Raw genomic sequence first — 19310 nt, 5'->3', positions numbered from 1 at the left:
TGGATCACCACCGTTTCAACTTTACCGGAGAGCCTCATGCGCTATATGTTGATTTTGCCTTTACTGTTCATCTCATGCCTGGCATCAGCAGAAGATGTCAGCCGCGATGTGCCTGCCTTCAATACCATCCGCAGCCGCAGTGCGTTTAATGTCACGGTCGAAGTCGGCAAAGCGCAGTCCATCACTATCCGTGGCAACGACAAATTTACCGGCAAGGTGGTGACGGAAGTATTTGGCAATGAACTGCTGATTTCGTATAAAGAAAAAAATTCGGTGCGAATTGCCGATGATGCGCAAGTCATCATCACGGTGCCGGAATTAAACAGTTTCAAAATGGAAGGCGCAGGTGTGACGCGCCTGAAAAATATCAATGCCAATGATTTTTCAATTTCTTATGAAGGTGCAGGCAAGCTGGTGGCCAGTGGCAAAACCCGCTCGCTGCATCTCGCGGCACGCGGTATCGGTTTAGTTGATACCAAGGAGTTACTGGCCGAGCGCGTTGATGCCAACATCGAAGGCGTGGGTGCCGTTTCTGTGTATGCGCGTGACAGGCTGAATGCTTCGGTGCAGGGCATAGGCAGTCTGACGTATTACGGCAATCCGCGCAGCCTGAGTAAATCGGTCGAAGGCATAGGCAGCATCAAGGCGGGCGACTGAGTGTAGATTCAGTGCAAAGCGGGGTCAGATGAAGCACACGCGGCGCTTGATCCTTTCAGCGCCGCAAGCAAGCGTAAGAGCAAGAAGGTGTTACCCCGGAAGGCTGCCTTCCGGGGATTTTTTTTGCCTTAATTCCGCTTGCACGATATCCGGAAAATCAAACGCAGAAAAGCAGAAACACAGGCTATGCCTGATGCAATGCAGTCAACTCATTCAGCTCATCTTCATTGAAACCGGCACTGCGTCTGGCTTCCAGATTGAAAGGCCCGCGTAATTTCGGTGCTGCGTATTGCTCCGCCAGGCGCGCATAGGTCGCGATCACATCCAGCCCCTGCTCATCACACAAGCGCTTATACCAGGCATTGCCAATCGCGACATGGCCGATTTCATCGCGATAAATAATCGTCAGAATATCGGCAGCAGCCTTATCGCCTGCCTGCATCAATTTTGCCGCGAGACCAGGCGTCACATCCAACCCACGAGCTTCCAGTGTGCGCGGCACCAGCGCCAGCCTTGCCAGCAAATCGTCGCGGGTTTTTTCTGCCATTTCCCACAAACTATTGTGAGCAGGATACGCACCGTAATAACTATCCATCGCCTGCAAATGCGCTTCCAGCAACTGAAAGTGATATGCCTCTTCTTTCGCCACTTTCAGCCAGTCGCGATAAAACTGCTCCGGCATTCCGGCAAAACGCCACAGAATATCTGCCGCCAGATTAATCGCATTCATCTCGATATGGGCGAGTGCGTGGATCAGTATGCGTCTGCCCTCCAGCGTCTGCATCGACCTGCGCCCGACCTGGCCAGGCGGAATCAGCTCAGGCTTTGCAGGACGCCCGGGGATGCCGTCGGGAATCGCAAACTGCTGTTGTGTATCGATGGGCACGTCATCTGGTATCGCCCGCAGGATCGCGCATTTAACGCCGGTGTCGCTGGACAGCAGAGCGGACAGCGCCGCAGCGCGTAATTCCATAGGTGAATGTGTTTGCAAAATACTCTTCTTCTTGATGACAGGACTGGCGCAAAGCCGCCACAGCGGTTTTATGGTTCCTCGCCGGAGCAAATTGCGCAATCCTAATAACTCCGGCATCATCGGGCGCGGAGCGTTAAAATAACGGGTTAAATATACATCGATACTGTATCAACGCTTCAGCAATGTCTCAGCGATGCTGCATCGATACCAGTTCAGAACGCAGTCTTTGTTACTATCGTTACACACTTCAGCGCTTGACTGTGTGAGCGACCGCAAACAAAGTTTTATCAGCCGCTATTTTACGGAATTATCATGCCCATCTACCAATTAGGCGATATCGCGCCGGAAATCGATGCCTCTGCTTACATTACTGATACCGCAAAAATCATCGGTAAAGTGAAAATCGAAGCGCAAGCCAGCATCTGGTTTGATGTCACGATACGTGGCGACAATGAACTGATCACGATCAGCGAAAAAAGCAATGTGCAGGAAGGCTGCATCCTGCATACCGACCCCGGCTATCCGCTGACGGTAGGCAAAAACGTGACCATCGGCCATCAGGCAATGCTGCATGGCTGCACCATCGGCGACGGTTCACTGGTCGGCATACAGGCCGTGATATTGAACGGTGCGAAAATCGGTAAAAATTGTCTGGTCGGCGCCGGCGCGCTGGTCACCGAAGGCAAAGAATTTCCTGATAATTCGCTGATTATCGGCACACCTGCTAAAGCTGTGCGCCAACTGACAGAACAAGACATTCTGGGTATGCGCTACAACGCTGAAAACTATGCCAGCCGTGGTCAGGCGTATAAAACCCAACTTAAACGTATTGATTAGTATTGATTAAAAATGACAGGACTCTGGCTTGTATTAGCGGGGTCCTGAAAATTTTTACCCGCTTCAGAAAAACAGAATCACCATGACAGATACCTTACAAAAATTTATGTTCGAACACGCTGGCGTACGCGGCGAGCTGGTCGAAATGGAAAGCGCCTGGCAACAAATGCAGTCGCACCAAACCTATCCGCCAGCGGTGCAAACCATGCTGGGCGAACTGATGGCCGCCGCTGCCCTGCTCTCTGCCAATCTGAAGTTCAATGGCACGATGATCATGCAGATCCACGGCGATGGCCCGGTCAAGCTGATGGTGGTTGAATGCGACTCAGAACTGCGTCTGCGTGCTACGGCAAAACTGGCCGACGACGCCGTGATCGAGGACCATGAAACGCTGAAAGATCTGGTGCATGCACACGGGCATGGACGCTTTGTGATTACCCTCGACCCGAATGACAAGCTGCCGGGGCAACAGGCATATCAGGGCATCGTCCCTCTGGATGGCGACAGCATTGCGACGGTTATTGAAAATTATATGCAGCGCTCAGAACAGCTCGACACCAAACTCTGGCTGGCCACCAACGATAAAGTCACGCGCGGTATGTTGCTGCAAAAGTTACCGAAAACCGGCGGTAGTGAAGCGCAGGTGGAAGATGAGACAGAAGCGTGGAATCATGCAGTGATGCTGGGCGACACCCTGAAAAAAGACGAGATGCTGAATCACGATATTGCAACGCTGATGCACCGCTTATTCTGGGAACAGACGCTGCGCGTATTCGACCCGCTGCACCCGAGTTTTCATTGTAGCTGCACCCGCGAAAAAGTCGGCGACATGCTGAAAATGCTTGGGATAGATGAAGTCGAAAGCGCGATTGCTGAATTCGGCAAACTCGATATCAACTGTGATTTCTGCGGCAAACATTACAGCTTCGACCCGGTTGATTGCGCCCAGTTATTCGTCGCCAAAACACTGGCAGAAGGCGTCCTGCCAGCTGGCGACAGCAAGCACTGATCTGCCGCACTTTTTTCAAAGAAGGCTGCCACACTCTGGCAGCTTTTTTTATTTCACCAGCATTTTTTCTTTGGCACGATCGGTCAAAAGCTCGCAGTTCACTGATACCAGTTTTACTCAAAACTCGCCACAGGCAGGCAAAAACAGATAAAAACAGGGTAAATATACTCCCCGGGGTATATTTTAAAGTCCAGTATTGACGATGGGAATAAGCGTAAAACTCAATATACTCCCCTGAAATTGCTATTTTTTCGAATCTGGAAGGCAGATGCGCGTGCCACACCCGGGCGATGTGATGCAGTTGCCGGCGGTATCCGGAAATAAAAAAAACCGCAGCGAATACTGCGGTTTTTTTGATTGGCGAGGCAATCAGAAGGCGGCGATGCCGGTTTGTGCGCGCCCCAGAATCAGGGCGTGAATATCATGTGTACCTTCGTAGGTATTCACGACTTCCAGATTCACCAGATGGCGTGCAATGCCGTATTCATCTGAAATACCGTTCCCGCCCAGCATATCGCGTGCAGTGCGGGCGATTTCCAGCGATTTGCCACACGAATTACGCTTCATGATCGAGGTGATTTCAACGGCGGCGGTGCCTTCGTCTTTCATACGTCCGAGGCGCAGGCAGCCTTGCAGCGCGAGTGTGATTTCGGTCTGCATATCCGCCAGTTTTTTCTGCACGAGCTGATTTGCCGCCAGCGGACGGCCAAACTGTAAGCGATCGAGTGTGTACTGACGTGCCGTATGCCAGCAAAATTCAGCCGCACCCAGCGCACCCCAGGCGATACCGTAACGCGCTGAATTCAGACAGGTGAATGGCCCTTTCAAGCCTTCGACATGCGGCAACAGGTTTTCTTCTGGAACAAAAACCTCATCCATCACGATTTCACCGGTGATCGAAGCACGTAAACCTACCTTGCCATGAATTGCCGGTGCGGTCAGACCAGCCCAGCCTTTTTCCAGAATAAAACCACGGATGCGGCCATCATCTGTTTTTGCCCAGACCACAAAAATATCGGCAATCGGGCTATTCGTAATCCACATTTTGGCACCGGTCAGCAAATAACCGCCCGGGACGGTCTTGGCGCGCGTGACCATGCTGCCGGGGTCGGAACCATGATCCGGCTCGGTCAGACCAAAACAACCGATGTATTCGCCGGACGCCAGTTTTGGCAAATATTTCTGTTTCTGGGCTTCGCTGCCGAATTCATTGATAGGCACCATCACGAGTGAACTTTGCACGCTCATCATAGAGCGGTAGCCAGAATCGATACGCTCGACTTCACGCGCGACCAGACCATAACAAACGTAATTCAGCCCCGCACCACCATATTGGGTGGGAATCATGGAACCAAGCAGACCAAGCGCGCCCATTTCGCGGAAAATTGTCGGGTCAGTACGTTCGTGACGGAAAGCCTCCAGCACGCGCGACGCCAGCTTTTCTTCGCAATAAGCGCGTGCCGCTTCCTGCACCATACGCTCTTCATCGGTTAACTGCGAAGACAACAACAAAGGATCTTCCCAACTGAATACTGCCTTGGCCATCTGATTCTCCTGAATAATTTTTGAATTGTATTGATCTGCTTCCCGCGAGCGCATCAAACGCAATACACACAGTGCCGAAGCAACTGACAAGGCTATCGCGCCTGCATACACCATCGCTGGTTTTCAGTTCATGCCCTGATTTGAACGCAGATTTTGTCTCTTGAAAACTGTTTTGCATGCGCCATTGATCACAAGGAAATCACTTAACTGACCGGAATTCCTTCTGTCGGTGATACATGCAACAGCGATAAACCCAGCTGCGCCCGGCGCACCAGCCACGGACTAGGACGATAGCGGGGATCACCTGTGCTGTTCAACAAATTTGTCAGTATCAATAGTATACGCAAAGCACCCAGTTTGTCGCCCCACGCAAGCGGCCCGAGCGGATAAGCGAGACCGGCAACAACTGCCTTATCGAGATCCTGCGGCGTACAAATGCCCTGCTGCACAATATCGCAGGCGACATTGACGATACTCGCTAGCATACGCTGCACGACAAAGCCATAGCTGTCCTGTATCAGGCTGACAGACTGGCCGTATTTACCTAAGGTCAGCGCCAGGCCTTGTGCCAGCGCATGATCAGATGCCGGATTCAGCATCAGGGTCAGGTGACCGTGACCACCGGTCAGGCTATCGATTCCAAAGGTGCGGCGGGCATCCAGACCCAGTCGTGCAACACAGGTACTGACGTCTTCACCGTCAGGACTGACGATACAGATCGACTGTGGTAACGGCATCACATTCTCATCAATGACGACATCGCAACGCACGAATAGATCCGTCAGGGTATCGAGTGCCAGCCGGTTTTCATGACTGAGCCAGACCTTACCTGTCCAGGCTGCGCTATCCGTCAGCCGAGGCACGACAGGCTCCGCCGGGTAAGCGTAAAACCCTCGGCCGGTCTTGCGTCCGAAGATGCCGGCCTGAACGCGTTGCGCCGCAATCACGCTGGGCCGATAACGCGGCTCTTCATAATACTGGTGGTAGATCGCTTCCATCACAGGATGCGAGACGTCAAGCCCGGTCAGATCCATCAATTCAAACGGGCCCAGCCTGAATCCGGCCGCTTCGCGCATGATCTGGTCGATATGAGTAAAGTCTGCCACGTTTTCCTGCAGCAAGCGCAACGCCTCGGTTACATAAGCACGTCCGGCATGGTTGACGATAAAGCCGGGGGTATCTTTTGCCCGCACAGGTGTATGACCAAGCTCGCCGACAAAACTGATCAGCCGTGGCGCGATCGTTTCATCGGTCAGCAAACCATCAATGACTTCGACCACTTTCATCAGTGGCACAGGATTAAAAAAATGCAGCCCCGCCACGCGTTGCGGCAGTTTGCTGGAAGCAGCAATCGCAGTCACAGAAAGAGAAGAGGTATTGGTCGCCAGTATGCAATCGTCGCGGACGATATGATCGAGCTGGCGGAACAGGTCACGTTTGATGTCAAGATTTTCGACGATCGCTTCAATCACCAGATCACTGGCTGCCAGCGCCTGCAGCTCATCGACGATATGCAGCTTTGACTTGGCGACAGCACATTGATGCTGCGTAATTTTGCCTTTTTGCTGCAGCTTATCCCATTGCGCAAAAATGTCAGTTCGGGCCGCCTCAACAGCTGCCGCATTCATGTCGAATAACAAGACCTGCAAGCCGGCCTGAGCACTGATCTGCGCAATGCCGCGCCCCATCGCACCAGCACCGACGACAGCAACCACTCGTATCATATTCATCACTCCTGCATCATGAGATTCACACTGCTTTGCTGCGCCTGCGATGAGCAAATCGGGGCAAACAGAATGACCGACCTTATTGGATATTTTTCAACTGTTTTCTTATGATAACGCGATACGCAGCAACTTCGCGCTGAGAAAATAGAGAAACGAGTGAAGAAAGTACAGAAACAATGAGCCGCAACAACATTCGTGTTATGTCAGCGCTAAATCGCTGATAACGACCGAGTATCAGTGATTGATGACAGCTTGCTGCTTCTCAGCAGGCGAGGCAGTGGGGGCAGAAGCGGGAGTAGGCGCATTTTTATCCAGAATCTGGACAAAAATCTCATCTTTTTTGATCATGCCTAATTCAAAGCGGGCGCGCTCTTCGACAGAGTCGGTACCGGTTTTCAGATCGGCAACTTCCGATTCCAGTTTGGCATTACGTTCTTTGAGTTTTTCATTCTGACTTTGCGCCTGAGCGACCTGACGTTCGAATTCCCACACGCGCAACCAGCCGCCCTTCCCTAACCATAAAGGATATTGGATCAGCACCAGCAAAATAACGAAGGAAACAGCAATCAGTCGCACAAAGACTCACATCAGAAAAAATAGTAAAAAGGGGAACAGCGTTCCCCTTTTTTTTGCAGTATGTTACCAGATCACTTCAGATTGTAGAATGCATCACGACCTGGATAGCTCGCAATTTCACCCAAATCTTCTTCAATACGCAGCAACTGGTTGTATTTTGCCATACGGTCAGAACGCGACATGGAGCCGGTTTTGATCTGCAACGCATTCATACCAACCGCAATATCCGCAATCGTGCTGTCTTCTGTTTCACCGGAACGATGAGAAATCACCGCAGTGTAGCCGGCACGTTTCGCCATTTCAATCGCAGCGAAAGTTTCAGTCAGTGTACCGATCTGGTTAATTTTGATCAGGATAGAATTGGCGATATTTTTTTGTATGCCTTCTTTCAGGATCTTGGTGTTCGTGACGAACAAATCGTCGCCAACTAACTGTACTTTTTTGCCCAGTTTTTCAGTCAGAATTGCCCAACCTTCCCAGTCGCCTTCTGCCATCGCATCTTCGATAGAGATAATCGGATATTTATCAACCCAGGTCGCCAGCAGATTAGTGAAATCAGCAGAAGACAACGTCAGGCCCTCGCCTTCGAGATGGTATTTGCCGTCTTTGTAGAATTCAGATGCCGCACAATCCAGACCCAGAGCGATCTGTGTACCTGGCTCGTAACCTGCCGCTTCAATCGCCTGAATAATCATTTTGATCGCAGACTCGTGATTATCAACGGAAGGCGCAAAACCACCTTCGTCACCGACGGCCGTTGTCAGACCTTTGTCGTGCAGAATTTTTTTCAGAGCGTGGAATACTTCCGCGCCGTAGCGAATCGCTTCACGGAAAGTCGGTGCGCCAACAGGGATAATCATGAATTCCTGAATATCCAGATTATTGTCTGCATGGGCACCACCATTGATGACGTTCATCATCGGTACTGGCAACTGCATGGCACCGGAGCCGCCGAAATAACGATACAAAGGCAAGCCAGCTTCTTCTGCTGCTGCTTTTGCCACTGCCATCGATACGGCCAGGATGGCATTCGCACCAAGACGGGCTTTGTTTTCTGTACCGTCGAGATCAATCAGAGTACGGTCAAGGAAAGCTTGCTCATTTGCGTCCAGACCCATGATCGCTTCTGCGATTTCGGTATTGATATTTTCGCAGGCTTTCAACACGCCTTTACCCAGATAACGGGATTTGTCGCCATCGCGCAATTCGATTGCTTCACGTGAACCGGTAGAAGCACCAGATGGAACGGCAGCACGTCCCATCACACCGGATTCCAGCAAAACATCACATTCAACTGTCGGGTTACCGCGTGAATCAATCACCTCACGGCCGATAATATCAACGATGGCACTCATTTAATTCTCCTCAACGATCAATATAGATAATAAAGTAAAACCTGTTCTGACTATGTGCTCGGCGGAAAACCAAGCCGCAGATAAAACTATCGCGACGCCCCACTCATTTCAGAGCCGGACATCGCGGAGAACACATCGCTTTATCATTCGCCGCTTGCCATGAACTGACAACAGCAGCGCGTCATGCACATGCCAATTTATGCGAAGCTGGATTCGAGAAATCCGTTCTTTTTAACCACACGATCCAGATCAATCAGCGTGGATAATAATTCTTTCATGCGTCCCAGAGGCACGGCATTCGGACCATCAGACATTGCCTCTGCTGGATTCGGATGTGTCTCCATAAACAAGCCAGCCACACCAACCGCAACCGCAGCACGCGCCAGAACTGGCACGAACTCACGCTGACCACCGGACGTTGTCCCTTGACCACCCGGCAATTGCACAGAATGCGTAGCATCGAATACGACCGGACAATTGGTTTCACGCATAATCGCCAGCGAACGCATGTCTGACACCAGATTGTTGTAGCCGAATGAAGCACCACGTTCGCACGCCATGAAATTATCTTCATTCAGGCCAGCCGCTTTCGCTGCCGCACGCGCTTTGGCAATCACGTTGACCATATCATGCGGCGCCAGAAACTGGCCCTTCTTAATATTCACAGGCTTACCGGAACGACCGCAAGCTTCGATGAAGTCAGTCTGACGACACAGAAAAGCGGGCGTTTGCAGCACATCGACCACCGCCGCAACTGGCGCGATTTCATCAATCGCATGGATGTCCGTCAATACAGGAACACCGATCTGTTTTTTAACGTCGGCCAGAATCTCCAGACCTTTCTCCATACCGAGACCACGGAAAGAAGTACCTGAAGAACGATTCGCCTTGTCAAAAGAGGATTTATAGATAAACGGAATCCCCAATGCCTGCGTGATCTCTTTCAACTGGCCTGCAGTATCGAATGCCATTTGCTCAGATTCGATCACACAAGGACCAGCGATTAAGAAGAACGGCTGGTCGAGACCAACATCAAATCCGCATAATTTCATGCTTATTTTCCTTGAGCCTTTTTATGGGCAAGTGCAGCTTTGGCGAAAGAAATGAACAATGGGTGACCATCGCGAGGTGTTGATTTGAATTCCGGATGGTATTGAACACCCATGTACCAAGGATGCACATCACGCGGCAATTCCATGATCTCGCACAGACCTTCTGTCGCTGTACGGGAAGAGACCACCAGACCAGCCGCTTCAACACGATCCAGGTAATGGTTATTCGCTTCATAGCGGTGACGGTGACGCTCGGTCACTGCACTACCGTAAATTTCTGCAGCCAGCGTGCCTGGTTTAATCTCGCAAGTCTGCGCACCTAAACGCATCGTGCCACCAAGATCTGAATTTTCGTCGCGGCTTTCAACCTTACCATCATGGTTCTGCCATTCGTTGATCAGCGCAACAACCGGCTGCTCTGTCTCAGGATCAAATTCTGTGGAATTCGCCATTGTCAGTCCGGCTTTGTTGCGGGCATATTCAATCAGTGCGACCTGCATACCGAGGCAGATGCCGAGGTAAGGGATTTTGTTTTCGCGGGCATAACGTGCAGCAAGAATCTTACCTTCGACACCGCGTTTACCGAATCCGCCGGGCACCAGAATCGCATCATATTTTTCCAGCGCTTTAGTACCATGTGCTTCGATTTCTTCGGAATCTACGTATTCGATATTCACGCGGCTTTCGGTATGAATACCGGCGTGACGCAAAGCTTCCGTCAATGATTTGTAAGACTCTGTCAGATCAACATACTTACCAACCATGCCGATCGTGACTTCTTCTTTTGGATTTTCCAGCGCGTAGATCAGTTTGTCCCACATGGACAAATCTGCTGGTTTCGGTGACAAAGCCAGTTTGTCGCAGACAATCCTATCCAGCCCCTGATCATGCAACATCTGAGGAATTTTGTAGATGGTGTCGGCATCCCACACAGAAATCACTGCGTCTTCCGCCACGTTGGCGAACAAGGAAATTTTCGCCCGTTCATCATCGGGAATACGGCGGTCAGCACGGCACAGTAATGCATCCGGGAAAATACCGATCTCGCGCAGTTTTTGCACACTGTGCTGAGTAGGCTTAGTTTTCAATTCACCGGCAGCTGCAACATAAGGCACCAGCGTCAGGTGCACGAAGGCAGCGGCGTTGCGACCTGCGCGCAGACTCAGCTGACGTGCGGCTTCGAGGAAAGGCAAGGATTCAATGTCACCAACGGTACCGCCGATTTCAACCAGCGCCACATCTGCGCCTTCAGCACCACGGTAAATAAATTCCTGAATTTCATTGGTGATATGCGGAATCACCTGCACAGTCTTACCGAGATATTCGCCGCGACGTTCCTTGCGGATCACGGATTCATAAATCTGACCGGTCGTGAAGTTATTTACCTTCTTCATTTTTGAAGAAATGAAACGCTCGTAGTGTCCCAGATCAAGATCGGTTTCAGCGCCGTCATCGGTAACGAACACTTCACCGTGCTGGAATGGGCTCATGGTACCCGGATCTACGTTAATGTACGGATCCAGTTTGAGCATAGTAACTTTGAGGCCGCGCGATTCAAGGATGGCGGCGAGAGAGGCGGCAGCGATGCCTTTACCCAGTGAGGAGACTACGCCCCCCGTAACGAATACAAACTTAGTCATTGCAGAAGGTGCCGAACGGCACAAGCGGGAAATTCGAATTATACATCACTCTCAGACATGTAAGCGAATTTCCCCCTTCGTACCATCAACTTATTTTATTCTACATTGCGTATGAAAATTGCAATCTGACAAAATTCTGTGCACCAGTCGCATCGGATATCTGCTTTATTTCATTAGCTCTCCGCAACAATGATGCACTGACAGCATATTTTTCCGCCTGCCACAGATAACCAAGCTCTATTTCGCCCCCGTATCGTTTGGGAGTAAGTTTCCCCGGTTCATTGTTAAAGTAGCCGCCCTGTATTGTCGCGTTATAGCCCACAACTTTCGCCTCTGCTCTGGCAAAGGCATAATTTGCAGGCTGATACGGCAAACTATTTAAGTGACCGGCCCGCAATTCCAGCTGCGCGCTGGCATCCGTAAATATATTGCCGAAACGCGCCTTGAACCGGGGTGACATATCCACGCCTTCAAACGGCAAAAGGCGCCCCGGCGACATTTCGCCACCCAGAACCATTCCCCACTCATTACGCAGTTGAGTACTCCATGCCTGCGGTTGCGGTTGCTGCAAAATCCGGTGCAGATGATTTTGTGTCCACTCACCGCCAGCGCAAGGTCCGAGGCAGCCAACATCCACACTCCAGCGCCAGCTGCGCCCTGTCATTTGTGTTTTCTGTCCAAATACTCCTGCATATAGCCAGGCTGCATACGGATGGTCATTCGGAGCCAGTTGTGAAGGCTGCAGCTTGATGTCGGAAGATGTATACAAATCCTGCCCGACGCGCCATCCGTACTCAGTCGATTGTGTAGCTGTCTGACGAACAAAACCTTGCTGTAAATGATTACCGGCCGTATAGAAACGATCATCCTTATTCATTAACAGGCTATCGTTCTCAATTTCGAGTTGCCAGATGGATTTTCCCGATTCCCTTACCTGCACGAATTCAGACCATGAAGGCCAGACAGTACTTTCATCGGCATAAACCAAGCTAGCCAGACTCAATAAGCTCATCGCGGATAAAACCCGGGCAATTTTTTTTGATGTCATCATTTTTATTTCGGATATAAATTTAACTCAGCCAGCATCTGCCTGACTGCGGTAGCAGTTTGCAAAGGCACTTCCATCGGGATCAGATGTCCGCCCTGTATCAGGGTGTAGTGCTTACCCATCAGTTTTTTCGTATAAAAGTCTCCGGCCTGACGACACTCAACCGACTCCGTTCCTCCGACAAAACCAATCGGTACCTGCGGTGGATGTCGCAGTAAACGGCCCAGAGTATGCGGCAGCGTCCGATAGATTGCGGTTTCCACTTCGCGCGTGAATCGCAAAGTCACGCCTTCAGAACAAGGCTTCAGTCCAGCGTTGATGTAATCCCACAATACCTCAGGAGGCCAGATCGCAAATAATTCTTTGGCAGCAAAATGCTGATACGCCGCTTCTTTATCTTTCCAGATGTGTTTCCGCTTTTCAGCAAAACGGGCGGGTGACACTTTTTTATCCAGATTAAGTGTTTTAAATATATGTAACAAGAAAGCACGCCAGCCGGCAACGATAGGCGAATCCAGAACAACCACACCCCTCACTAAATCCGGGCGCTCAGCGGCGGCGAGCAAACAGAGAATACCGCCCAGCGAATGTCCCACCAGTATCACCGGCTGCGAATAACGCTCCTGTAAGCTTGCAATCAATTCCTGCACAAGACAAGGCCAGCCGTCGGTTACGGGATAAGCGGGATGATGCCCCACCATATCCGTGGAATGTACATCATAGACATCACGCAACTGATCAAGAAAAAGCCTATAAGTACCAGAGGGAAAACTGTTCCCGTGAACAAAATGAAGGACTGACTTAGCGGTTTGTTCCACCATAATGAATACCGCATTATTGTGCGTACCAATAACGCGCATGCTCCTGTCTGAATTGAGAAAACTGCAATGATGTACCGAATTGTAATGTGATTGCACCCGATTCATCGGTTCTTAGACGTTTTACTCCAAAATCAGCGTAGCGATTCCAGACTTCAGTTTTAGGATGGTGGTAACGATTCAGATAGCCCAACTGAAAAATGGCCAGCTCTGGTCGCACAGCTTGCAGAAACTCCGGCGTGGATGATGTACCGCTACCGTGATGCGGTGCCAGCAACACATCCGCTCTGAGCTTATCCGGAATACTATTCACCAGCTCATCTTCCTGCACTGCCTCGATATCTCCCGGCAATAACATGGCGTAATGACTGGTCGATACTTTCAATACACAACTGCGCGCATTCGGCTTCCATTTCGTGCTGTCATAGCTCGCCGCAACCGGCTGCAATATCTCGAACAAGATGCCATCCCAACGCCATACCTGACCGGACTGGCAACGCCAATGTTGTCGCGATTCAGCCACAATCGAACTGTCAGAATTTAATGAACTCAGCACCAGACTGACAGGCATTTGCTTCAGTATGCTCAGTGCACCGCCCGAATGATCGCTATCGTTATGCGACACGATCATGGCATCAAGCCCATTGATACCTTGCGCTTTCAGGTAAGGCAAAATAATTCTGCTGCCGCTGTCCGACTCTGCAGAATAGGCTGGACCTGTGTCGTACAGCAGACGATGAGCACTGGTTTCAATGAGTAAAGCCATGCCCTGCCCGACATCCAGCGCCGTCACTCTCAGTTGTCCCTCTGCGATGGGCGCAGGCTGAAAAGAAACCAAAGGCAAACAGCAAAATATCCCCAGCCAGCGCATAGGCCAGGCTTTCGGCAGCAGCATCCAGACAACACCTGCCAGTGCCAGCGCGAACACCCAGAAAGGAGGATAAGCCGCAATCCATACGGCTGCCGGAAAAGTGCTCAGCCAACTCAGAACAGTTGCAAGCATTTGCACAGTCTCATGCGCCAACGACAGCACCACAACTGACACACTTGAAGGCAGAACGCTGCCAAGTAAGGCCATAGGCGTCACGATAAAACTGATCAAGGGAATCGCGATGGCGTTGGCGAGTGGGCTGATCAGAGAAAACTGTCCGAACAAAAACATCGTCAGAGGTACCAGTCCCACGGTCACTGCATATTGTGTCCGAGTCGCCGTACGCAAAGACGATCCCAGTTTCTGCCTCCAGCTTGTAGCTGCATCATCCTCTTCACTCGCTGCAGCAAATAAAATAGCGCCAACCGCACCAAAAGAAAGCCAGAACCCGGGCGACAACACAGCCCAAGGATCAAGTACCACGACCAGTCCCAGTGCCAGACACAACACGGAAGAAAAACTAGTCACCCGACCATTCCAGACGGCCAGCGCAACGACGCACAGCATGTATAAGGTACGCTGCGCAGGCACACCAAATCCCGCTAATGCCACATACAGAAACGCAATGACCGCTCCGGCAAGCGCGGCTACTTTTTGTGCAGGTACCAACAACGGTAATGATAAATTGAGAAAAAATGAATGTCGCCAGAGAAAAGAAGTCAGCCCTGCAAACAAACCGGCGATCATTGTGATGTGTAATCCTGAGATGCTGATGAGGTGCCCTATCCCTGCCCGATTGAACACCGTCCAGTCCGATTGCGAGATCTCACGCTGGTCGCCGATCACCAGCGCAACAATCACTCCGGCATAGTTTTTTCCGGGCAACGCGGCATGAATACGATCGCGTAGCATAGCCCTACAACGTTCAACGACATTGCCGAAATTCCAGACAAATTCTTGCAGACGTTGATTCGGATAAGCAGATGATGCTGGTCTGACGGTTCCCGTCGCGCGTATTCCCTGCTCCAGCAACCAGACCTCGTAATCAAAGCCATGCGGATTCACAGAACCATGCGGACGTTTTAAACGCACATTAAATTGCCAGCGCTCACCCGGCTGCACGTGTAAATCTTCCGTACCTTGATACGCCGACAAAACAAGTTTGTCAGGAAAATGCTGTCGTTCATCAATCGATAAATCAGGACTGATGACGCGCTCTACAGCAAAATTAAATCGCTCACCTTGGTCAACATATGCGGGCAAACTATCTATCGTTCCCACCACGACCAGGTCTTTGCCTTCATACTTTGCCGGTAAAGACGTCTTCAGGTAAAAATGGGCGAACAGACTGGCCCAGACAAAACCGACGATGCCAGCAAACAGCATCTGGCATAACACTCTTACGACCGCAGGCAGTTTCTGATAGATAGAAAAACGATAGCCTGCCAGCATCAGCAAGACTGCAGCAAACAACATCAGGTAAAGAGTATGCACCTCCAGCAAGGCAGCTTGCTGCTGCAACAAAGTGACACCGATCGCCAGGCCGATGCACAGCGCCTGCATATCAGACTCTGCGCATACGCGGCAGCACCGCCTGTGCATTGACGGTCGTTGCCATGCTGATGTCGGCAGGCATCACGCCGCGCAGTCCGGCAAGCACTGCAGCGATGGCAGGTAATTCTGCCGGAGTATTGATCGCGCGTGGAATCCAGCTCGGCGACATATCCGGTGCATCTGTTTCCAACACCAGCGAAGTCAGAGGCAACTCTGTCGCCAGCCGCCGGATTTGCAACGCCCGCGTATAGGTCATCGCACCTCCAAACCCTAACTTAAAGCCAAGATCGATAAAGGTCTGCGCCTGCTGATGGCTGCCGTTAAACGCATGGGCAATACCACCCGGTACGCGGATACGACGCAGATACTTGAGTACCGTATCCTGCGACCGTCGCACATGTAGTAACACCGGAAGTTCAAACTCACGCGCAATTTTCAGTTGTTCAATAAAAAAAAATTCCTGTTTTTCCCGCAAAGGACTCTCTTTCAACGCAGGGACAAAAAAGTCGAGCCCGATTTCACCAATGGCGACAAAACGATTCGCAGGCAGTTGATTCTGCACATCTGTCATCACGTTCGACGTGTTGTCCCGGCTCATCAATGCAGCCACTTTTTCACGCAAAAACAATAAGTCTTTCTCATCCGAAGTCGGCACGTACATAGGATGAATACCAAGCGCGTAAAAACAGTCCTCACGCTGTTGTGATAAAGCTTCGACGGCTGCGAAATTATTTTTATGCACCGCAGGAATCACGATTGCAGACACACCTGATTTCGCTGCTGCCTCAGCCATAGCAAGGGATGCCCCGGCAAATTCAGAAGCATCAAGATGACAGTGTGAGTCTATCCACATGCGGATAACTTTCCTTAAGTCTTTTTCTGTATCGCAGCGTTTGTCGGTCAGTGTAATTGTTGTCTGGCAACCAGCACGCCATCGGCGTCGGCATAGATCCAGTCTCCCGGAGAGACCGCAACGCCAGCGATCGAGATACGCAGATTCTGCTCGCCGCCGCCCCGCTTGATACTTTTGACCGGCATCGCAGCCAATGCGCGGACCCCGATGTTACACGCGTTGATTTCATCGACATCGCGTATGCAACCATGAACGACGATACCGGCCCAGCCATTTTTCTCCGCCAGCACCGCCAGATTACCGCCCACCAAAGCGCAACGCTGACTGCCACCGCCATCAATTACGAGTACATGACCATTGCCCGGCGTTTCCAGCACGGTGCGCACCATGCCATTATCCTCAAACGCTTTCAGCGTTGTGGCGGGTCCGCTGAATTTTGTCGTCGCCCCGTAACTCTTGAATACCGGTGGCAGTGCTGATAGCTCACCGCTCGCCAATTTATCTTCGTTTGCATCACAGATATCGCAGCTTGCAAAGCTCATGGATTGTCCTCTTTCTTATTTTTTCCAAGCCTGCCAAAAGCGGCAGGCCGACTCATTTTAGCCTGAGACTATGCAGCAGCCAATGCCCGGGTACGACCACCGACATTGACTGCAGTCAGTATCGTCAGCACCTGAAATACGCCGACGCAGATAAACACCCACGAAGAATGACGACCATCCATGATGGCACCAAACAGCAACGGTGCGACCGCCAGCCCGGAATCCAGACCTGAATAGACAATGCCGTACACGCGGCCAGTCGCATTTTTCGGTGTTGCAGCACGAATTAAGAGATCGCGGGATGGTCCGGCGATACCGGAACCAAAGCCGATTCCCGCCATCAGCACTATCGCCATCAACGTGTTCGACCAACCAGTCGCCAGCAACAGTGAAAACACACCGGCCAGGCTGAATGCAAGCGTAATAATTCTGTCGTGGTGACTGGCTCTGGCGGCCAGAAAACCACCCAGCAACATACCGCATGCCGACGCCAGCATGAACATGGTGTAAGCCGTGGTTGCCGCATTTAAGGACATGCCGTACAAATCACGTAAACCCGCGGCAGAAAAACTTTGTATGCCACCCAGCGCCATCGCTGACATAAAAAAGAAACCGAAGCACATCCAGATCGCGGGAAGTTTCAGGAAATCCAGCACACCCTCTTTTGCATGGGCACTCGTATGCGGATATGCTGCCGGCACAATATCGGTATGCAATAAGTCGCGATAAATGAACAGTAACGCCAGCACCATGAAAGGCAGAAACGCTGCGCAAAATAAAGCGGTGCGCCAGGTCGTGAATTGCGCAATCGTGACCAGAAACACAGGCGCCGCAGCCCAGCCCAGATTACCGCTGATGCCGTGCACAGAAAACGCATATCCCAGCCGCGCTGGTGACACCCGTTTATTCAGCAAAGTGTAATCAGAAGGATGGAACACGCTGTTACCAACACCGGCCAGCATCGCCCCCAGCAACAACATTGCATAATTTTGTGCCGATGACAGCACCAGCGCGGCAAATCCCAGGCAACTGATACCGAAGAATAAGACCGTACGCGCACCGAGTTTATCGACGACAAATCCGGACAGGGCCTGCCCTACACCTGAAATGACAAAGAACACCGTCATCAGCAATCCCAGTTCGGCATACGACAAACTGAAGGCCTCTTTAATCCAAGGAAACAAAGGCGCCAGAATCATGTGGAAGAAATGCGAAATGGCATGGGCAAATCCCACCAGACCTATCACCATCGCATCTTGTTTTACCTGAGTAGGCGGCACTGGTGAGCCGGGCACAATTTCTGCTGCAGACATAAAAACTCCGGAATTTGAAGAAAACAGCGTCAGTCTAAGGAATTTCTATCAGGCAGATTTAAGATAACATGACATTATTTATCTCAAAACTGCCATATTTTAATTATGCGTACTCGCCAACTGACGCGCTATCAACCACATCCGCCGGAAAAACATCCGACACCAATGCGTCCGATACGGCTCAATTCCAGGGATCTGAAACATGCCAGAAATCTGGAAGCACATCAGCACGCATGGGGACAACTCACCTATACCCCTCAAGGCATGCTGCAGGTACTTGCCGATGGCAATATCTGGTTTGTACCACCAATGCGTGCAGTATGGATACCGCCAGACATGGTGCATGAAGTGCGCACCTTTGCAAATTCGCAGTTACGCGTGCTACAAATACACAAGGATTTCAATCCATTTCCCACCGACAGTTGCGTAATCATCGACGTATCAGGCCTGTTACGCGAGCTGATCGCGGCAATGGCACAATTTGAGCGGGGATGCAGTCGTGAAACCCACTTGTTTGAAGTGATCTTTGACGAATTGCGGGCAGCCAGACCGCTGCCCATTCACTTACCCATGCCTCAAGACAAAAGGCTCAAAAACTTATGCGAACGTCTGCTCAGCAATCCCGCCAATCAGGAAAGTCTGGATCTGTTGGCAAAACATAGTGGCGCATCAGCGCGAACTCTGAGCCGTTTATTTCACAAAGAGCTAAGCATGAGTTTCAGTCACTGGCGCCAGCAAATGCGTCTTGCGATGGCAACGCCGCTCATCGCATCAGGCATGTCATTATCACAAGTCGCAACAGAACTCGGCTATACCAGTCAGTCTGCTTTTTCTGCGATGTTCAAAAAGACGCTGGGTACAACTCCGACTATTTTCTTTAATAGAAGACCTCTCAGCAGAAAAAACAGCAACTCAATTCAGCAGACATAAAAAAAGGCGG

At 51.0% G+C, this 19310-nt stretch carries 17 protein-coding genes; 4 read left to right on the top strand and 13 right to left on the bottom strand.

Features of this window, described 5'->3' with window-relative positions; genetic code table 11:
* Positions 1-36: 36 nt before the first annotated feature.
* On the top strand, positions 37-657 hold the full coding sequence (locus ACOTSW_RS05840) for a GIN domain-containing protein (RefSeq protein WP_423681563.1): 621 nt from the start codon (positions 37-39) through the stop codon (positions 655-657).
* Positions 658-841: 184 nt separating this feature from the next.
* Here ACOTSW_RS05840 and ACOTSW_RS05835 read toward each other — a convergent pair whose 3' ends face one another.
* Positions 842-1630 (bottom strand): ferritin-like domain-containing protein, encoded by a 789-nt coding sequence (locus ACOTSW_RS05835; protein WP_423682264.1) that lies wholly within the window; start codon positions 1628-1630, stop codon positions 842-844.
* A gap of 312 nt (positions 1631-1942) precedes the next feature.
* Between ACOTSW_RS05835 and ACOTSW_RS05830 the strand changes: the two genes are divergently transcribed.
* Both ACOTSW_RS05830 and hslO read left to right on the top strand, forming a co-directional pair.
* Positions 1943-2467 (top strand): gamma carbonic anhydrase family protein, encoded by a 525-nt coding sequence (locus ACOTSW_RS05830; protein WP_186885591.1) that lies wholly within the window; start codon positions 1943-1945, stop codon positions 2465-2467.
* Positions 2468-2549: 82 nt separating this feature from the next.
* A complete protein-coding gene (gene hslO, locus ACOTSW_RS05825; RefSeq protein WP_423681562.1) occupies positions 2550-3476 on the top strand; it encodes an Hsp33 family molecular chaperone HslO in 927 nt (308 codons plus the stop codon).
* A gap of 369 nt (positions 3477-3845) precedes the next feature.
* On the opposite strand, the gene ACOTSW_RS05820 is transcribed toward hslO, so the two are convergent.
* The 12 genes from ACOTSW_RS05820 to ACOTSW_RS05765 form a co-directional block, all read right to left on the bottom strand.
* A complete protein-coding gene (locus ACOTSW_RS05820) occupies positions 3846-5021 on the bottom strand; it encodes an acyl-CoA dehydrogenase (RefSeq protein WP_423681561.1) in 1176 nt (391 codons plus the stop codon).
* A 203-nt stretch (positions 5022-5224) separates the two neighbouring features.
* Positions 5225-6751 (bottom strand): 3-hydroxyacyl-CoA dehydrogenase, encoded by a 1527-nt coding sequence (locus ACOTSW_RS05815; protein WP_423681560.1) that lies wholly within the window; start codon positions 6749-6751, stop codon positions 5225-5227.
* 231 nt (positions 6752-6982) lie between these two features.
* Positions 6983-7324 carry a cell division protein FtsB gene (gene ftsB, locus ACOTSW_RS05810; protein WP_423681558.1) on the bottom strand — a complete coding sequence of 114 codons (342 nt, stop codon included), beginning with the start codon at positions 7322-7324 and terminating at the stop codon, positions 6983-6985.
* A gap of 71 nt (positions 7325-7395) precedes the next feature.
* The gene (eno, locus tag ACOTSW_RS05805) at positions 7396-8679 is read right to left on the bottom strand and encodes a phosphopyruvate hydratase (protein WP_423681557.1); all 1284 of its coding nucleotides are present in this window, start codon (positions 8677-8679) and stop codon (positions 7396-7398) included.
* 197 nt (positions 8680-8876) lie between these two features.
* Positions 8877-9731 (bottom strand): 3-deoxy-8-phosphooctulonate synthase, encoded by an 855-nt coding sequence (gene kdsA, locus ACOTSW_RS05800; protein ID WP_423681556.1) that lies wholly within the window; start codon positions 9729-9731, stop codon positions 8877-8879.
* Between the two features lie 2 nt (positions 9732-9733).
* The gene (locus ACOTSW_RS05795; protein ID WP_423681555.1) at positions 9734-11371 is read right to left on the bottom strand and encodes a CTP synthase; all 1638 of its coding nucleotides are present in this window, start codon (positions 11369-11371) and stop codon (positions 9734-9736) included.
* A gap of 100 nt (positions 11372-11471) precedes the next feature.
* Entirely contained in the window at positions 11472-12422 is a 951-nt protein-coding gene (locus ACOTSW_RS05790; RefSeq protein WP_423681554.1) for a lipid A-modifier LpxR family protein, read from the bottom strand.
* 2 nt (positions 12423-12424) lie between these two features.
* Positions 12425-13279 (bottom strand): alpha/beta fold hydrolase, encoded by an 855-nt coding sequence (locus tag ACOTSW_RS05785; protein WP_423681553.1) that lies wholly within the window; start codon positions 13277-13279, stop codon positions 12425-12427.
* On the bottom strand, positions 13254-15671 hold the full coding sequence (locus ACOTSW_RS05780) for a DNA internalization-related competence protein ComEC/Rec2 (RefSeq protein ID WP_423681551.1): 2418 nt from the start codon (positions 15669-15671) through the stop codon (positions 13254-13256). The genes ACOTSW_RS05785 and ACOTSW_RS05780 overlap by 26 nt, the downstream gene beginning before the upstream one ends.
* A gap of 1 nt (position 15672) precedes the next feature.
* Complete coding sequence (locus ACOTSW_RS05775; protein WP_423681550.1) at positions 15673-16515, bottom strand: TatD family hydrolase; 843 nt, start codon at positions 16513-16515, stop codon at positions 15673-15675.
* A gap of 47 nt (positions 16516-16562) precedes the next feature.
* Positions 16563-17057 (bottom strand): ribonuclease E activity regulator RraA, encoded by a 495-nt coding sequence (rraA, locus tag ACOTSW_RS05770; protein WP_423681549.1) that lies wholly within the window; start codon positions 17055-17057, stop codon positions 16563-16565.
* Positions 17058-17125: 68 nt separating this feature from the next.
* On the bottom strand, positions 17126-18370 hold the full coding sequence (locus tag ACOTSW_RS05765; RefSeq protein ID WP_423681548.1) for an MFS transporter: 1245 nt from the start codon (positions 18368-18370) through the stop codon (positions 17126-17128).
* Between the two features lie 105 nt (positions 18371-18475).
* Between ACOTSW_RS05765 and ACOTSW_RS05760 the strand changes: the two genes are divergently transcribed.
* The gene (locus tag ACOTSW_RS05760; RefSeq protein ID WP_423681547.1) at positions 18476-19300 is read left to right on the top strand and encodes an AraC family transcriptional regulator; all 825 of its coding nucleotides are present in this window, start codon (positions 18476-18478) and stop codon (positions 19298-19300) included.
* Positions 19301-19310 lie beyond the last annotated feature (10 nt).

Origin of the sequence: Undibacterium sp. WLHG33, assembly GCF_049544815.1 — a bacterium.
Lineage (GTDB): Bacteria > Pseudomonadota > Gammaproteobacteria > Burkholderiales > Burkholderiaceae_D > Undibacterium.
Note: the sequence above shows the minus strand (reverse complement) of the source record. Positions and strands in the feature narration are given on the sequence as shown.

What these genes read in the sequence shown, in the direction of transcription:
- ACOTSW_RS05840 (WP_423681563.1), top strand. Translation starts at nt 37, where the DNA reads ATGCGCTATATGTTGATTTTGCCTTTACTGTTCATCTCATGCCTGGCA.
- ACOTSW_RS05835 (WP_423682264.1), bottom strand. Translation starts at nt 1,630, where the DNA reads ATGGAATTACGCGCTGCGGCGCTGTCCGCTCTGCTGTCCAGCGACACC.
- ACOTSW_RS05830 (WP_186885591.1), top strand. Translation starts at nt 1,943, where the DNA reads ATGCCCATCTACCAATTAGGCGATATCGCGCCGGAAATCGATGCCTCT.
- hslO (WP_423681562.1), top strand. Translation starts at nt 2,550, where the DNA reads ATGACAGATACCTTACAAAAATTTATGTTCGAACACGCTGGCGTACGC.
- ACOTSW_RS05820 (WP_423681561.1), bottom strand. Translation starts at nt 5,021, where the DNA reads ATGGCCAAGGCAGTATTCAGTTGGGAAGATCCTTTGTTGTTGTCTTCG.
- ACOTSW_RS05815 (WP_423681560.1), bottom strand. Translation starts at nt 6,751, where the DNA reads ATGAATATGATACGAGTGGTTGCTGTCGTCGGTGCTGGTGCGATGGGG.
- eno (WP_423681557.1), bottom strand. Translation starts at nt 8,679, where the DNA reads ATGAGTGCCATCGTTGATATTATCGGCCGTGAGGTGATTGATTCACGC.
- kdsA (WP_423681556.1), bottom strand. Translation starts at nt 9,731, where the DNA reads ATGAAATTATGCGGATTTGATGTTGGTCTCGACCAGCCGTTCTTCTTA.
- ACOTSW_RS05795 (WP_423681555.1), bottom strand. Translation starts at nt 11,371, where the DNA reads ATGACTAAGTTTGTATTCGTTACGGGGGGCGTAGTCTCCTCACTGGGT.
- ACOTSW_RS05790 (WP_423681554.1), bottom strand. Translation starts at nt 12,422, where the DNA reads ATGATGACATCAAAAAAAATTGCCCGGGTTTTATCCGCGATGAGCTTA.
- ACOTSW_RS05785 (WP_423681553.1), bottom strand. Translation starts at nt 13,279, where the DNA reads ATGCGCGTTATTGGTACGCACAATAATGCGGTATTCATTATGGTGGAA.
- ACOTSW_RS05780 (WP_423681551.1), bottom strand. Translation starts at nt 15,671, where the DNA reads ATGCAGGCGCTGTGCATCGGCCTGGCGATCGGTGTCACTTTGTTGCAG.
- ACOTSW_RS05775 (WP_423681550.1), bottom strand. Translation starts at nt 16,515, where the DNA reads ATGTGGATAGACTCACACTGTCATCTTGATGCTTCTGAATTTGCCGGG.
- rraA (WP_423681549.1), bottom strand. Translation starts at nt 17,057, where the DNA reads ATGAGCTTTGCAAGCTGCGATATCTGTGATGCAAACGAAGATAAATTG.
- ACOTSW_RS05765 (WP_423681548.1), bottom strand. Translation starts at nt 18,370, where the DNA reads ATGTCTGCAGCAGAAATTGTGCCCGGCTCACCAGTGCCGCCTACTCAG.
- ACOTSW_RS05760 (WP_423681547.1), top strand. Translation starts at nt 18,476, where the DNA reads ATGCGTACTCGCCAACTGACGCGCTATCAACCACATCCGCCGGAAAAA.